At 70.6% G+C, this 14,747-nt stretch carries 17 protein-coding genes; 7 read left to right on the top strand and 10 right to left on the bottom strand.

Features of this window, described 5'->3' with window-relative positions:
- Window positions 1-3: 3 nt before the first annotated feature.
- Window positions 4-300, top strand: coding sequence for a hypothetical protein (locus NP095_RS04400; protein ID WP_232417192.1), 297 nt, complete (start codon window positions 4-6; stop codon window positions 298-300).
- A 6-nt stretch (window positions 301-306) separates the two neighbouring features.
- Here the strand turns inward: NP095_RS04400 and NP095_RS04395 are convergent, their stop codons facing one another.
- From NP095_RS04395 to NP095_RS15240, 3 genes are read right to left on the bottom strand one after another with little or no spacing between them, the layout of a single operon-like run.
- On the bottom strand, window positions 307-705 hold the full coding sequence (locus NP095_RS04395; RefSeq protein ID WP_232417193.1) for a hypothetical protein: 399 nt from the start codon (window positions 703-705) through the stop codon (window positions 307-309).
- A gap of 1 nt (window position 706) precedes the next feature.
- Window positions 707-2,638, bottom strand: a complete 1,932-nt coding sequence (locus tag NP095_RS04390; protein ID WP_232417194.1) for a TIGR03960 family B12-binding radical SAM protein — start codon at window positions 2,636-2,638, stop codon at window positions 707-709.
- An 18-nt stretch (window positions 2,639-2,656) separates the two neighbouring features.
- On the bottom strand, window positions 2,657-4,411 hold the full coding sequence (locus NP095_RS15240; RefSeq protein ID WP_304523540.1) for an Ig-like domain repeat protein: 1,755 nt from the start codon (window positions 4,409-4,411) through the stop codon (window positions 2,657-2,659).
- 136 nt (window positions 4,412-4,547) lie between these two features.
- On the opposite strand from NP095_RS15240, the gene NP095_RS04370 reads away from it, so the two are divergent.
- Window positions 4,548-5,294: a PspA/IM30 family protein gene (locus NP095_RS04370; RefSeq protein WP_232417195.1), complete on the top strand. Its 747-nt coding sequence runs from the start codon at window positions 4,548-4,550 to the stop codon at window positions 5,292-5,294.
- A complete protein-coding gene (locus NP095_RS04365) occupies window positions 5,291-5,773 on the top strand; it encodes a DUF2505 domain-containing protein (protein WP_232417196.1) in 483 nt (160 codons plus the stop codon). Before NP095_RS04370 ends, NP095_RS04365 begins: the two co-directional genes overlap by 4 nt.
- A 3-nt stretch (window positions 5,774-5,776) precedes the next feature.
- Here the strand turns inward: NP095_RS04365 and NP095_RS04360 are convergent, their stop codons facing one another.
- The 4 genes from NP095_RS04360 to NP095_RS04345 are packed head-to-tail and all read right to left on the bottom strand — an operon-like array spanning window position 5,777 to window position 9,270.
- A complete protein-coding gene (locus NP095_RS04360) occupies window positions 5,777-6,079 on the bottom strand; it encodes a hypothetical protein (protein ID WP_232417197.1) in 303 nt (100 codons plus the stop codon).
- Window positions 6,076-7,482 carry a WS/DGAT/MGAT family O-acyltransferase gene (locus NP095_RS04355; protein ID WP_232417198.1) on the bottom strand — a complete coding sequence of 469 codons (1,407 nt, stop codon included), beginning with the start codon at window positions 7,480-7,482 and terminating at the stop codon, window positions 6,076-6,078. Before NP095_RS04355 ends, NP095_RS04360 begins: the two co-directional genes overlap by 4 nt.
- 46 nt (window positions 7,483-7,528) lie before the next feature.
- Window positions 7,529-8,641, bottom strand: a complete 1,113-nt coding sequence (locus NP095_RS04350) for an AAA family ATPase (RefSeq protein WP_232417199.1) — start codon at window positions 8,639-8,641, stop codon at window positions 7,529-7,531.
- On the bottom strand, window positions 8,638-9,270 hold the full coding sequence (locus tag NP095_RS04345; RefSeq protein WP_232417200.1) for a hypothetical protein: 633 nt from the start codon (window positions 9,268-9,270) through the stop codon (window positions 8,638-8,640). Before NP095_RS04345 ends, NP095_RS04350 begins: the two co-directional genes overlap by 4 nt.
- 101 nt (window positions 9,271-9,371) lie before the next feature.
- On the opposite strand from NP095_RS04345, the gene NP095_RS04340 reads away from it, so the two are divergent.
- Complete coding sequence (locus NP095_RS04340; RefSeq protein WP_232417201.1) at window positions 9,372-9,617, top strand: helix-turn-helix domain-containing protein; 246 nt, start codon at window positions 9,372-9,374, stop codon at window positions 9,615-9,617.
- Here the strand turns inward: NP095_RS04340 and NP095_RS04335 are convergent.
- Entirely contained in the window at window positions 9,574-10,065 is a 492-nt protein-coding gene (locus NP095_RS04335; protein ID WP_232417202.1) for a hypothetical protein, read from the bottom strand. The genes NP095_RS04340 and NP095_RS04335 overlap by 44 nt on opposite strands.
- Before the next feature lie 52 nt (window positions 10,066-10,117).
- Window positions 10,118-10,546 (bottom strand): Hsp20/alpha crystallin family protein, encoded by a 429-nt coding sequence (locus NP095_RS04330; protein WP_304523541.1) that lies wholly within the window; start codon window positions 10,544-10,546, stop codon window positions 10,118-10,120.
- A 107-nt stretch (window positions 10,547-10,653) separates the two neighbouring features.
- Between NP095_RS04330 and NP095_RS04325 the strand changes: the two genes are divergently transcribed.
- The 3 genes from NP095_RS04325 (at window position 10,654) to NP095_RS04315 (ending at window position 12,001) form a co-directional block, all read left to right on the top strand.
- Window positions 10,654-10,950 carry a MerR family transcriptional regulator gene (locus NP095_RS04325; protein WP_232417203.1) on the top strand — a complete coding sequence of 99 codons (297 nt, stop codon included), beginning with the start codon at window positions 10,654-10,656 and terminating at the stop codon, window positions 10,948-10,950.
- A 128-nt stretch (window positions 10,951-11,078) separates the two neighbouring features.
- Entirely contained in the window at window positions 11,079-11,561 is a 483-nt protein-coding gene (locus NP095_RS04320; protein WP_232417204.1) for a LysM peptidoglycan-binding domain-containing protein, read from the top strand.
- On the top strand, window positions 11,558-12,001 hold the full coding sequence (locus NP095_RS04315; protein WP_232417205.1) for an Rv3235 family protein: 444 nt from the start codon (window positions 11,558-11,560) through the stop codon (window positions 11,999-12,001). The genes NP095_RS04320 and NP095_RS04315 overlap by 4 nt, the downstream gene beginning before the upstream one ends.
- 1 nt (window position 12,002) lies before the next feature.
- On the opposite strand, the gene secA is transcribed toward NP095_RS04315, so the two are convergent.
- Window positions 12,003-14,741, bottom strand: a complete 2,739-nt coding sequence (secA, locus tag NP095_RS04310; protein ID WP_455423610.1) for a preprotein translocase subunit SecA — start codon at window positions 14,739-14,741, stop codon at window positions 12,003-12,005.
- Window positions 14,742-14,747 lie beyond the last annotated feature (6 nt).

Below are 14,747 nucleotides of genomic sequence, written 5' to 3'. Positions count from 1 at the left end.
GTCGTGACCTCCTCCCCCATGCCGACCGCTCGCGGTCGGTGGCTGGTCGGCGTCGCCATCGTGCTGCTGGCCCTGAACCTACGGGTCGCGGTCGCGAGCCTCGGCGTCGTCCTGCCCGAGCTGCGCCAGGACCTGGGCTACCTCGTGGCCGGACTGGGCCCGTTCGGCGTCGGCGCGTTGCACGACGCCACCGGCTCGTGGACCGCTCCCCTGGTGGCGCTCATCGCCTCCTCCGCCGTGATCGCCGCGGCGGGAGTCGTGGTCAGCCGTCCCCGGATGCTCGAGGACACGCTGCGCTGAGGGTGGTCAGTCGTCGGTGTCGGAGCGCCGGTCGAGCACGTCCATCGCGTAGGAGAGCACGGCCCCGGCCACGCCGAGGACGAGCCGCGGGTGCGCGACGCCGCGGCGAACGAGCGCCCGCTCGAACGCCCGGTCGGTCGCGATGCCCGCGACGGTGGCTCCGGCGGCGAGGACACCCAGCCCGGCGCTCACCACCGCCGACTGTCGGGCCGGAACCGGCTCACGGGCGGCCGCGATGAGATCGGGTCGACGGAGAGCGACGAACGCCGCACCGCCGGCGGTCAGGCCCGTCCCCGCGGCGAGAGCGGCCTTGACGCCCCGTGGGGCGCGGCCGATCGGCAATATCGACACGACGCCCGTGGCCACCGCCAGTAGGAGCGACTGACGCGGCGACTGCGCACCCATCTCAGACCACCGAGAGGGGCAGGAGCTTCTGACCGGTGGGGCCGATCTGGATCTCGAGATCCATCTCAGGACACACGCCGCAGTCGAAGCACGGCGTCCAGCGGCAGTCCTCGACCTCGGCGGGGCCGTCGGGGTCGATCGCGTCCTGCCAGTCCTCCCAGAGCCACTCACGGTCCAGGCCCGAGTCCATGTGGTCCCACGGCAGGACCTCGTCGTGGTCGCGCTCGCGGGTCGTGAACCAGTTCAGGTCGACGCCCAGCGGCGAGAGCACCTCGGCCGACTTCTCGGCCCATCGCTCGTAGCTGAAGTGCTCGCTCCAGCCGTCGAACCGGCCGCCGTCGCGCCACACGGCCTCGATGACCCCGCCGACGCGACGGTCGCCGCGCGACAGCAGTCCTTCGACGATGCCGGGCTTGCCGTCGTGGTAGCGGAAGCCGATGGCCTTGCCGTAGCGCTTGTCGGACTGGACCGAGGCCCGCAGCTTGCGCAGCCGGTCGTCCGTCGTCTCGTGGTCCAGCTGGGCGGCCCACTGGAACGGCGTGTGCGGCTTGGGCACGAAGCCGCCGATCGAGACCGTGCAGCGGATGTCGCGACGGCCCGAGACCTCACGGCCCGTATCGATGACGCGCTTGGCCAGCTCGCCGATCTGCAGGACGTCCTCGTCGGTCTCGGTGGGCAGGCCGCACATGAAGTAGAGCTTCACCTGGCGCCAGCCGTGCGAGAACGCCGCCGAGACGGTCCGGATCAGGTCGTCCTCGCTGACCATCTTGTTGATGACCTTGCGCATGCGATCGCTGCCGCCCTCGGGCGCGAACGTCAGGCCCGAGCGCCGGCCGTTGCGGCTGAACTCGTTGGCCAGCGTGATGTTGAAGGCGTCCACGCGGGTCGACGGCAGGGACAGCGAGGTGTTGGTGCCCTCGTAGCGATCGCCGAGCTGCTTGGCGACCTCGCCGATCTCGGAGTGGTCGGCGCTGGACAGGCTCAGCAGGCCGACCTCCTCGAAGCCGGACTGCTTCAGGCCGTTGTCGACCATCTGGCCGATCGTCTGGATCGAGCGCTCGCGCACCGGACGGGTGATCATGCCGGCCTGGCAGAACCGGCAGCCGCGGGTGCAGCCGCGGAAGATCTCGACACTGAACCGCTCGTGGACCGTCTCGGCCAGCGGCACGAGCGGCTTCTTCGGGTACGGCCAGGCGTCGAGGTCCATCAGCGTGTGCTTGGCGACCCGGGCGGGCACGCCGGGACGGTTCGGCGTGATCGCCTCGATCTGACCATCGACCCGGTACGTGACGTCGTAGAACTTGGGCACGTAGACGCCGCCGGACGCGGCCAGACGCGCCAGCACCTCGTCGCGGCCGCCGGGACGACCCTCGGCCTTCCACTCGCGGACGACCTCGCTGATCGCGAGCACGACCTCCTCGCCGTCGCCCATGACGGCGGCGTCGACGAAGTCGGCGATCGGCTCGGGGTTGAAGGCGCTGTGGCCGCCGGCGATGACGATCGGGTGCGAGTCGTCGCGGTTGACCGCGAGCAGCGGGATGACGGCCAGGTCGAGCGCCGTCAGCAGGTTCGTGTAGCCCAGCTCGGTCGAGAAGCTGATCCCGAACAGGTCGAACTCCGCCACGGGCCGGTGCGCGTCGACGGTGAACTGCGGGATGCGGTGCTCGCGCATCACCGCCTCCATGTCGGGCATGACGGCGTACGTGCGCTCGGCGAGGATCCCCTCGCGCTCGTTGAGGACCTCGTAGAGGATCTGGACGCCCTGGTTGGGCAGGCCCACCTCGTAGGCGTCGGGGTACATCAGCGCCCAGCGGACGTCGGCCTCGTCCCAGTCCTTGACGGTGGAGTTCAGCTCACCGCCGATGTACTGGATCGGCTTGGAGACCCCCGAGAGCAGCGGCTCGAGTCGGGGATAGACGGAGTCGACAGGCATGACACCAGCGTACGTGGCCTACTTCGTGACAGTGAGGGTGCGCGCGGCGGCTGCCGAGGGATCGACCAGGTCGGTCCCCGAGAACGCGGCCGTGATCGCGTGCTTGCCCACCGCGAGCTTGGGCAGGGTCACGACGACCTTGCCCTTCGACGCGGCCGTCACGGTCGCCGTGGCGATCGTCTTGGTCCCGGCCTTCACGGTGATCGTGCCGGCGGTGAGGGCGGCGCCCCGGCCCGACTGCACCGTCACGGTCAGCTTCGCCGAGGCGGTCGCCTTGACCGAGGTCGCCGACAGGGCGGTCGTCGTGACCGACCGGTCGCGGACCACGAGCGGGACCTCCGGACTCGCCGAGGCGGTCTGGAACGTGGCGCCGCGGTACTGCACCGCGATCTTCCGGGTGCCCGGCTCGAGGGCCGGCAGGGCGATCCGGACCGACCCGCGGGCGGCCGGGGTCAGGGTCGCCGCGGCGACCTTCACCCCGTCGGCGAGCACCCAGACCTCACCGGAGGTGGGCGCGACCTTCCGCGTCGTCGTCACGGTGGCCGTCACGTGCGCGGGCTCGGCCGGGCCGACCGAGGACTTGTCCAGGGTCACGCCGGCGGTCGTGGGCTCGACCACGGTGAAGCTCACGGCCTTGGCGTAGGACCGACGCACCGTCTTGGAGCCCCAGTACGTGGCCCGGATCGTGTGCTTGCCGGGGGCCAGAGCGGGCAGGCGGACCGAGACCTTCCCGCGCTTGGCCTTGGTCAGGGCGGGCGAGGCGATCCGCTTGCCGTCGACGTAGACCGAGATCTTGTTGGTCACGACGCGTCCGTCCGTCGGCTTCACGGTGACGGTGGCCGCGGGCCGGGCGCCGGTCGCGTACGGCCCCTTCGGCAGCGCGATCGTCGTCTTCGCCGAGACGACCTTGGGCGGCTTGGTCACGACGACCTTGATGGTGCGGCTCGTGCTCTTGCGGATCTGGGAGTTGCCCACATAGACCGCCGAGATCCACTGCTTGCCACGCTTCATCTTCGGGATCGCGACGGTGGCGGTGCCCTTCGACGCCGCGGTCAGGTTGACGGTCTTGACCGTGACCCCGCCGCGGCGGATGTGCACTTTGCCGACCGGCGCGACCCGACTGGCGGACACCTTGACGGTGACCTTGGGAGCGATGCGGGTGCTGACCTTGGCCGGAGCCGACACGGCGACGCTCGCCTTCACCGGCGTCGGCGCGGGAGCGGGTGCTGGCGTGGGGGTCGGGGTGGGAGTCGGAACCGGCGCGCCCGGCGCGCCCAAGTCCTTGAAGTGGATGAACCGCTCGGGGTACCAGGAGTCGCCCGTCGAGACCTTGTACCGGCGGTAGACCTTCGAGGTGTAGCTGTCCTCGGACAGGATCAGGTGCTTCGGGCCGACCTCCTCGACGTACGCGACGTGGCTGGAGGCCTTGGACCACTGCGCGATCGCGCCGACCGCGGGACGGTTGTCGACGACGTATCCGAGCTTCTTGGCGTTCGTGTGCCAGTCGCGCGCGTTGCCCATGAGGATCTTCGGCTCGGGGACCCCGTTGCGCTTCAGCCGGTACGCGACGTAGTTCGTGCAGTTGTGACCGGCGTACATCCGCCAGTGCATCTGGTGCATGACGTCGGCATAGCCCGAGGTGTCGCACGCGGCGACCTGGGCCTTCGTCTTGCCGCTGCAGATCAGCGCGAACGCCTGCGCCGAGGACGCGGTGGCGGTGAGCCCGGCCATGACGAAAAGGCACACGAGTCCCACGAGTCCCAGTCGACGCATGATCGACACCCTATGGCACCGACACGCCGATGTGAACCTAAAGCCAAACTTTAAGGTTTGTTCGTGTTAATGACACCGGTGTCATTCTCGGGCATGGAGGTTGCGGCTGCTTTGCACGGTGCACCATGATCGACGCATGGCACAGAAACAGTCCATCCTCGGGCGCATCTCCCAGCTGACGAAGGCGAACATCAACGCCCTCCTGGACAAGGCTGAGGATCCGCAGAAGATGCTCGACCAGATGGTCCGCGACTACACCAACTCCATCGCCGAGGCCGAGAAGGCCGTGGCGCAGACGATCGGCAACCTGCGGCTGGCCGAGGCCGACCACGCCGAGGACGTCGCCGCCGCGAAGGAGTGGGGCGCCAAGGCGATCGCCGCCTCCAACAAGGCCGACCAGCTGCGCGCCGGCGGGCACGCGGGCGAGGCCGACCGCTTCGACCAGCTCGCCAAGGTCGCGCTGGGCAAGCAGATCTCCGCCGAGAACGAGGCCCGCGCCGCTGCGCCGATGATCGCCCAGCAGGGCGAGGTCGTCGAGCAGCTCAAGACCGGGCTGGTCGCCATGCGCGGCAAGCTGACCGAGCTCAACGCCAAGCGCGACGAGCTGGTGGCCCGCCACCGCACGGCCGAGGCGCAGGCGCAGGTCACCGGCGCCATCAGGTCCCTCGACATCCTCGATCCCACGAGCGAGCTCAGCCGCTACGAGGAGCGGGTCCGCCGCATCGAGGCCCAGGTCCAGGGCCAGCAGGAGCTCGCCTCCACGAGCCTGGACGCCCAGTTCGCCGAGCTGGAGGCCGACGCCGGCCAGCTCGAGATCGAAGCCCGCCTGGCCGAGCTCAAGGGGCTCGGCGCCGGCTCCCCCACCAGTGAGGACGACGCGTGAAGTTCACCGAGCGGTTCGAGTACCCGGCCGACCCCCAGCAGGTCTTCGGCCTGATCAGCGACCTGGCCTTCCGTGAGGAGTCCTGCGAGCGCCAAGGAGCGCGCGACTACACCGTGACCGTCGAGTCGCAGGGCGACACCACGACCGTCACGATCGTGCGCACGATGGAGTCGGACATGCCCGACTTCATAAAGAAGCTCACCGGCGACGCCGTGACGGTCACCCAGGTCGAGAAGTGGGGCCCGGCCGACGCGGCGGGCTCGCGCACCGCCGACGTGTCGGTCGACATCCACGGGCAGCCCGCACGGATGCAGGGCACCTCCACCCTCGCGGCCCACGGCGCCGCCACGACGATGTCGGTCGACGGTGACGTCAAGGTCTCCATCCCGCTCATCGGCCGCCGGATCGAGCCGGAGGTCGCCAAGGCGATCTCGGCCTCGCTCAAGGACGAGGTCGAGTACGGCAAGACCCGCCTCTGACGGTCACGCGTCCAGGAGCTCGATGACGTCGTCGAGCTCCTGCGGCGCGTACCAGGCCAGGTCGCCGGTGCCGTCGATGTCGACGTGCAGGGCCTGGAGCCCGTCGAGGCGCACCGGAGCGCCGTCGGTCTCGACGAGCGCGCACACCACGACCGCGCCGTCCTCGGCCGCGGTCATCAGCGCGTCGTACTCGTCCTCCTCCTCCGCCGAGGCGGCGATGACGTAGTCGAGGGTGACCGGTTGGTCGTCGGCCAGCGCGCGCAGGGCCTGCACGTCCGCTGCTGCGTAGACCCGGACGTCGCTCATGTGGGCCTCTTCCTTCCGCGCGGGGCGCGAGTTCGACGGGGACCGATCGTCTCGGTCAGCTCTTCCAGCGCCTCCAGGATGCACTGCCCCAGGACGTCGGCGTCCGGAACCGACTCCCGGTCGGTGACCACCCCGAAGTAGACGTGGCCGTCATAGGACGTCACGCCCACCGAGATCGTCCGGTGGCCGGTCAGCGGGAGCGCGGGATAGATCTCCTTGAGCTGCTGTCCGGCCATGTACACCGGGTCCTGCGGACCGGGGACGTTGGTGATCACGAGGTGGTACGGGCGGTGCGACTCGTCCGCGGCGACGCGGGCGCCCACCGCGTGGAAGGTGGAGGTGGCGAAGCCCGGCAGGCTGGCCATCTTGTTCGCGGCCACGGCCGACCCCATCTCGCGGTGGCCCTTGAGCGCGTAGGACACCTGGTGCAGGCGCACGACCGCGTTCGACTCCCCCACCGGGAGCGTGAGCATGAGTCCGCGCACACGCGGCCCCAGCGAGGTCGGGAGCCCTTCCCCGGCCGGTCCGTCGCGCGTGACCGACATCGGCACCATCGCCCGGAACCCCGTCTTGGCCGTGACGGGCTCGGCGCGGGTGAGCATCCAGCCGCGCAGGCCGCCGGCGATCGCCGCCAGGATCACGTCGTTGACCGTGCCGCCGTGCTCGTCACGCACCCGGCGGAAGTCGCTCAGCGGAGCGCTGACGGTCGTGAAGCGGCGGTGCCGCGACAGCGCGGAGACCAGCGGGCTGTGCGTGGCCGAGTCGGGACTCAGGACCGGCAGCTTCGAGGTGAGCCGCGACCACTGGTACTCGCCGCTCCACAGCAGCTCGGCGGGTCGGCTCAGCTGGGAGCGCACGGAGCCGGCGACCAGCTCGATCGCGCCGGGCGCGGACCGCGGGATCCACTCCTCGTGCGGGATCGTGCGATCGCGCTGGGTCTCCTCCAGCAGGACCTGGGCCAGGTCGACCGTGTGGGAGCCGTCGACGAGCGCCTGGTGCGACTTGAACAGCAGGGCCAGCTCGCCGCCCTGGAGCCCCTCGATGAGGTAGAGCTCCCACAACGGGCGCTCGTGGTCGAGCCGACGCGCGACGAGGCGGCCCACGAGCTCGTGCAGGGCATCGCGCCCGCCGGGTCGCGGCAGCGCCGAGCGCCGCACGTGCAGGGAGAGGTCGAAGTGCTCGTCGTCCACCCACACCGGCATGCCGAGCCCACCGGGCACCCGGCGCGGCACCTGGCGGTAGCGCGGCACCAGGTCGATGCGTTCGTTGATCACCTGGATGAGCCGGTCGTAGTCCAGGGGCCGCTCACCGGGCGTGATGATCGCCAGCGAGGCGACCTGGCGCGGCGTCTCGGGATGGTCCTGATGCAGGAACATCGCATCGAGCGGGCTCAGTCGTTGCATTCCGTCTCCTGATGTCCTCGCCTCGGTGCTCGCGTAGCTCCGCAACTTACCACCGGGCGGGCACCAGATCGGCCGCAAGACGCTCGACCCGGGACACGTATCCCGAGCCCGGAGCGACCTCGCGGACGGGGCGACCGGTCATGACCGCGAGGTCGTGTCCCGGGCCGTCCTGGGGCAGGAACGCCCACGGCGTCTGGCCCGTCAGCTCACGGACCGCCTGGGCGACCTCACGCTCGGTCCAGCCCAGAGCACTGCGGAACCCGTTGAGCACCAGCCGCGGCGGGCGGGACCACGGCTCGGCGTCGTCGAGGGCGCGCACGAGCCGGGCCAGGCCGACCGGGTCGACCCGGCCGACCACCATCACCTCGTCGGCCAGGTCGAGAACGCGTCGGGTCACCTGGTCGCGGGACGGCTGCTGGCCGAAGCCGGCCTCCACGCCGAAGCCGCAGTCGACCACGACGAGCTCGTGATCGCGGCAGAGCGCACGCAGCACCCGTTCGAGGGCCTCGGGTCGCAGGTGGTGCCACATGTCGGATCGGGGCACGCCCGTCAGCAGGTTCCAGTGCGGAGTCACCTGCAGGAGATGGGACGTGGCGGCCTCGGGGCGGCCTCGGTTGACGTCGCGGCAGGCAGCCATGATCCCGCTGACCTCGTCGAGGACGCCCAGCAGCTGACCGATGGACCCGCCGTACACGTCCGCGTCGACCAGGGCGACGCGGTGGCCGCCCGCCGCCGCCGCGGCAGCGAGGGACACGGCCAGCGTGCTGCGCCCCGGTGCCCCGGTCGCTCCCCAGACCGCGACCAGCCGGCCGGGCTCGCCCTCGGGCTCGCGCGGCTGCACCGGCACGGCGCCCATCGCCGCGAGATCGCCCAGCCGCGCCGCGTGCTCGATGCCCAGGTGCGTGCCGTCGGCCTCGACCGTCGCCGCCCGCACACCCGACTCGGCGAGGCGGTCCACGACGGCGGCGTCCAGGCCGGGCGCCTCGACGGCCAGCAGGGCGACGTCGATCCGGTGCGTGCCGGCCGTCGCGAGCAGATCGGCCACGTCGACGCAGCGCCGCACCAGGAGCAGGCGGGGGTCGCGCTCGATCTCGTCGAGCACCGCGGCCTCCCAGGAGGCTCCGCAGGCGGCGACGGCGACCCGCACGAGGTCGGTCACGGGACGCGCACCACGCTCAGCCGGCCGCGGGCGACCGCGTCGACGACCTCGGCGTCGGGACCGCGTCGATCCGTGTCGACGACGAGCGTGCGCGATCCCGTCCCGTCCGGAGCCGACACGGTGACGACGGCGACGTCGGCCAGCACCCGACGGGTCGAGACCGTGCCGTCGCCCGTCTCGCCCGGACCGGCCCACACGTCCACCCGGTCCCCCGTCTCCAGATCGGGTGGAGCCGACCCCGCGGTGAGAGCCATCGCCAGTTGGCGGCCCGGCTCGACCCCGCGGTGCACCGCGTCGCGCGTCATCAGGGTGCCCGCTCCGACGTCGCGCGACCAGACGCCGCGCGGCACGCCGTACTCGATGGGCAGGAGGGCGTCCGCCCCCGCCGCCTCGACCCGTCCCGACACCGGCGCCAACTGGTCGGCGCGGACCGGCTCGCCGGCCTTCACCTCGGCGCGCACCAGCCAGTAGTCGGTCGAGTCGCGCGCGGTCGCGACGAGCCAGCCGCCTGCGACGGCCGACGTCAGCACCAGGACGGCGCCCATCAGGAGTCGCGGATTGCGCCATCTGGAGATCGAGGTGCGCCGGGCGCTGGTGCGCCGGGGCGTGTCACCCCCCGTGACATGCATGAGGCATGCATACGGGGTCACGCGGACCCGGTGCCACCGTTCGTCCACAGTCCGGTCGTGACCTGCGCCTCGTCCGCGGGGCACCGTGTGAGAATGACGCCATGGCTCCCGAGCACCAGTTCCTCACCGCGAACGACGTCGCCGAGACGCTCAAGGTCGACGTGCGGGTCGTCTGGAGCCTGCTCAAGTCCGGCGAGCTGCGCGGGTTCCAGGTCGGTGGCCGCAAGATGTGGCGCATCGAGGCCAGCGCGCTCGAGGACTACATCGCCCGCCAGTACGAGCGGACGGCGCGCGACACCGAGGTCAGCGCTCCTCGAGAGCCGCAATCGACGCCCACGGCAGACTGACGCTCCGGCCGGTCGCGGTGATCTGCACGAAGTCCGACCCGACGGCCGCCACGACCCCCTCGACCGCTCGGCCGTCACGGCGGACGACGCGCACCCGCGCACCGGCGTCCCGCAGGGCACGAGCCAGCTGACCGCGCGTCCGGCGCAGCGCCGGGGCGGCCGACGCACGGCCGTCCGATCCGCTGATCGCGACGATCGCCTCGGGCAGGACCACGATCGTGCGCAGGCCGTCCTCCACGAGAACCACGTCGCCCACGCCGACCACGCGACCCCTGATCTCGCCGAGACCGGCCACCTCCAGGCGGACGTCCGGCCCGCCCAGCAGGTCGGTCCAGGACAGTCGTGACCACTGCTCGTCGCGCAGGTCCTCGGCCAGGGCGTCCCGCTCTTCTGCGTGGGCATCCACCGCGGCGCCCTCGAGATCGGTGAACAGTCGGTCCCAACGCATGAAGACACCGTAGGGCCTCCCGATGGGAGGCCCTACGGTGTCGGTGGATCGATCAGACGCCGATGGCGGCCTGGTCGTCCTTCGTCGTTCCGGTGATCTCGATCTTGCGCGGCTTGGCCCGCTCGGCGACGGGGATGCTCAGCCGCAGGACGCCGTCGTCGTAGGCGGCCTCGATGCGGTCGAGGTCCAGATTGTCGCCCAGGACCAGCTGGCGGCTGAACATGCCGCGAGCGCGTTCGGTGGCGAGCATCTCCCAGTCGCCGTTGCCGACGACGCGCTCGGCGCGCACGGTCAGGACGTTGCGCTCGATGTCGAGGTCGATGCTCTCCTTGGACACACCGGGCAGGTCGAACTCGACCACGAAGGTGTCGCCCTCGCGCCATGCGTCCATGGGCATGACCGCGGGGCGGTTGGTGGTGCCGAAGAGCTGCTGGGTGAGCCGGTCGAACTCACGGAACGGGTCGGTCGAACGAATCATCATGTTCGTCTCCTCCTCACGGTGATCGGGGTGGTTCCCGCTGATTGAAACGTATATTGCCCGTTTCATATTCCTTGTCAAGTACGATGCAGGTGACAGGAGGGACGACGATGCGTGAGGACGACGAGACCGGCGTGTACGCCATCTCCGTGGCCGCCGAGATGGTCGCCATGCAGGTGCAGAACCTGCGGGTCTACGAGCGTCGCGGCCTGCTCGAGCCGGACCGCACCGCCGGTGGCACCCGCCGCTACAGCCGCGCGGACATCCGGCGACTGAGGCGCATTCGCGACCTCCTGGCCGAGGGCCTGAACCTGGCGGGCATCGAGCGGGTCCTGGCACTGGAGGCCGAGCTCGAACGGCTGCGGCTCGAGAACCAGCGCCTGCGCCGGGCCCAGACCGCGCGCTAGCGCCTGTCCACATCCCCGCACCCGCGTCATTGACGCGGCGCTTCGGCATGCGCTTCTCTGGTCACGACGTCATATGGCGTCAAATGCATGCATCGGAGTTCATCCGACGCCATGGATCGGGGATGCGCATGGACGATCTGTCGACGCTGGGGTGGGAGACCGCGCTGCGCTGGCTGCTGGCCGCCGTCCTGGCGGTCTGGGTCCTGTGGTGGCTGCTGGGGCTCGCGCTGGCGCTCATCGATCGCCGGCTCGCGGCACGACTCGGCCCGCCGCTGCTGCGTGCGCTGCTGGTCACCGGGGCCGTCGTCGCGACGGCGACGCCCGCCCGGGCCGGCTCCCCCCAGGGAGCCCTGGACGGCCTGGCGCTGCCGGAGCGGCCACTGACGCAGGCGCCGACCGCGCACCGCTCGACGCCGCCGGCCGCTGAGGTCCACGTCGTCGTCGCGGGCGAGTCCCTGTGGTCGATCGTCCGCGACCACTCCCCCGGCGCCGACGACGACGCGACCGTCGCCGAGGTCGCCCGGTGGCACCACGCCAACCGCGACGTCATCGGCCCCGACCCCGACCTCATCCATCCCGGCCAGCGACTCGACCCACCAGGAGCACGATGATCACCGCCACCGCACTCGCCACCGACCCGTTCGCGCCGCACCAGGTGCCGCTGCCCTTCCCGCCGTCGCCTCCGCTGCTACCGGTGCCGGTCGAGCGCGGCGACGCCCGCGAGCTGCGTCACCGGTGCGCGCGATTCACGCAGGCGCTGGCCGAGGTCATCACCGGCGTGCGACCGCCGCGGCAGCTCGGCGCGTGGCTGAGCCGCGACGTGTACGAGCAGCTGCACGAGTACGTGACCGCACGGTTCGTCGCCGGCGGCGCGCGCCACAGCCCGCGAGTCGTCTCGGTGCACATCGCGATGGTCGACGACGGAGCCGCCGAGATCGCCGCACGCATGGTTCACCGCGGTCGCTCCCACGCGATCGCGGTGCGGCTGCAGCGCGGTCGTGACCATCAGGGGCGCACGACCTGGCGCTGCACCGCAGCCGCGTGGGCCTGAGTCAGCGGTTCTTCTTGCGCGACTGACGAGCGGCCTTCGCCTTGCGGCGAGCGGCCTCCTTGGCCTTGTTCTGGCGGGCGACCTCGTTGGCGTCGAGCTCGTCGTCATCGACCTCGACCGACTCGTCCACCGCGATCGCCGAGCCGTCCTCCGACGGGGCCGAGTACGACAGCTGCTTGGGCGTCGTGTCCGGCTCGAGGCCCTTGGCCATGATCTGCGGGGCGTCGTCGTCGTCGCCCTCCTCGACCTCGACCTCGACGCTCAGGTTGAACAGGTAGCCCACCGACTCCTCGGAGATGCCCTCCATCATCGCGTTGAACAGGTCATAGCCCTCGCGCTGGTACTCGACCAGCGGGTCGCGCTGGCTGTACGCGCGCAGGCCGATGCCCTCGCGGAGGTAGTCCATCTCGTAGAGGTGCTCGCGCCACTTGCGGTCGAGCACGCTCAGCACGACCCGGCGCTCGAGCTCACGGGCGACCTCGTTGCCGAGCTCGGCCTCGCGCTTGTCATACGCGGCCAGCGCGTCCTCGACGACCAGCTTGCGCAGCGTCGGGGCATCGAGACGCTCCAGTCCGCCGACCTCGTCGACGACCTGGTCGGGCTCGAGCGAGATCGGGTAGAGGGTGCGCAGCGCGGTCCAGAGCTTGTCGAGCTCCCACGTCGTGGAGTAGCCCTGCGTGGCGGCCGTGACGTAGGCGCCGGTGACGTCCTCGATCATCTGACGCACGCGCGGCTCGAGGTCCTCGCCCTCGAGAACGCGACGGCGCTGGGAGTAGACGACCTCGCGCTGGGCGCTCATGACGTCGTCGTACTTCAGGATGTTCTTGCGGGTCTCGAAGTTCTGCGCCTCGACCAGTCCCTGCGCCGACGCGATCGACTTCGTGACGCGCTTGTTCTCGATCGGCACGTCGTCGGGGATCTTCATCGTCTGCAGGATCCAGTTGACCCACTCGCCCTTGAACAGGCGCATCAGGTCGTCCTCGAGCGACAGGTAGAACCGGGTCAGGCCCGGGTCGCCCTGACGGCCCGAGCGGCCACGCAGCTGGTTGTCGATACGGCGCGACTCGTGCCGCTCGGTGCCGATCACCGCGAGGCCACCGGCGGCGATGACCTGCTCCTTCTCGGCAGCGACCTGCTTCTCGATGCGCTCGAGGGTCTCGGGCCAGGCGGCCTCGTACTCCTCGGGCGTCTCGACCGGGTCGAGCCCCTTGCTGCGCAGCTCGGCGTCGGCCAGGAACTCGACGCTGCCGCCGAGCATGATGTCGGTACCGCGGCCGGCCATGTTCGTGGCGACGGTGACGGCGCCCTGGTGACCGGCGCGCGCGACGATCGCGGCCTCACGGTCGTGCTGCTTGGCGTTGAGGACCTCGTGCGCGATGCCCTTCTTCTTGAGCATCTTGCTGAGCCGCTCGCTCTTGGCGACGCTCGTGGTGCCCACCAGGACCGGCTGGCCCTTCTCGTGGCGCTCGGCGATGTCGTCGACGACGGCGTTGAACTTCGCGTCCTCGGTGCGGTAGACGAGGTCGGGCAGGTCGTCGCGCCGCACCGGCTTGTTCGTGCGGATCGGGACGACGCCCAGCTTGTAGATCTTGTCGAACTCGGCGGCCTCGGTCATGGCCGTGCCGGTCATGCCCGAGAGCTTGTCGTACAGGCGGAAGTAGTTCTGCAGCGTGATGGTGGCGAGCGTCTGGTACTCCTCGCGAATCCGCACGCCCTCCTTCGCCTCGATCGCCTGGTGCAGGCCCTCGTTGTAGCGGCGCCCCTCGAGCAGGCGGCCGGTGTGCTCGTCGACGATCAGGACCTCGCCGTCGATGACGACGTAGTCCTTGTCGCGCTTGAACAGCTCCTTGGCCTTGACGGCGTTGTTCAGGAAGCCGATCAGCGGCGTGTTGACCGCGTCGTACAGGTTCGCGATGCCGAGCTGGTCCTCGACGACGTCGATGGCCTTCTCGGTGACGGCGACGGTGCGCTTCTTCTCGTCGACCTCGTAGTGCTCGTCGATCCGCATCGCGTCGATCATGCGGGCGAACTCGCCGTACCACTTGACCTCGTCCTCGGTGGGGCCCGAGATGATCAGCGGCGTGCGGGCCTCGTCGATGAGGATCGAGTCGACCTCATCCACGATCGCGAAGTGGTGGCCGCGCTGGACGCACTCGTCCAGGCTGTCGGCCATGTTGTCGCGCAGGTAGTCGAAGCCGAACTCGTTGTTCGTGCCGTACGTGATGTCGCAGGCGTAGGCCTCGCGGCGCTGCGCGGGCGTCTGGCCGGCCACGACGACGCCGACCGTCAGGCCGAGGAAGTGGTGGACGCGGCCCATCATCTCGGACTGGTAGGTGGCCAGGTAGTCGTTGACCGTGACCACGTGGACGCCCTTGCCGGTCAGGGCGTTCAGGTACGACGGGAGGGTCGCGACGAGGGTCTTGCCCTCACCGGTCTTCATCTCGGCGATGTTGCCCAGGTGCAGTGCGGCGCCACCGAGCAGCTGGACGTCGAAGTGTCGCTGCCCCAGCACGCGCGAGGCGGCCTCGCGGACCGTGGCGAACGCCTCGGGCAGCAGGTCGTCGAGCGACTCGCCGCCGGCCAGCCGCTCCTTGAACTCGTCGGTCATGGCGCGCAGCTCGGCGTCGCTCATGGCGGCGAACTCGTCGCTCAGGGCGTTGACCTGGTCGGCGATGCGGTCGAGGCGCTTGAGGATCTTGCCCTCGCCCGCACGCAGGATACTGTCGATGATCTTCGGCACCCGATC

Origin of the sequence: Aeromicrobium duanguangcaii, assembly GCF_024508295.1 — a bacterium.
Classification (GTDB): Bacteria; Actinomycetota; Actinomycetes; order Propionibacteriales; family Nocardioidaceae; genus Aeromicrobium; species Aeromicrobium duanguangcaii.
Note: the sequence above shows the minus strand (reverse complement) of the source record. Positions and strands in the feature narration are given on the sequence as shown.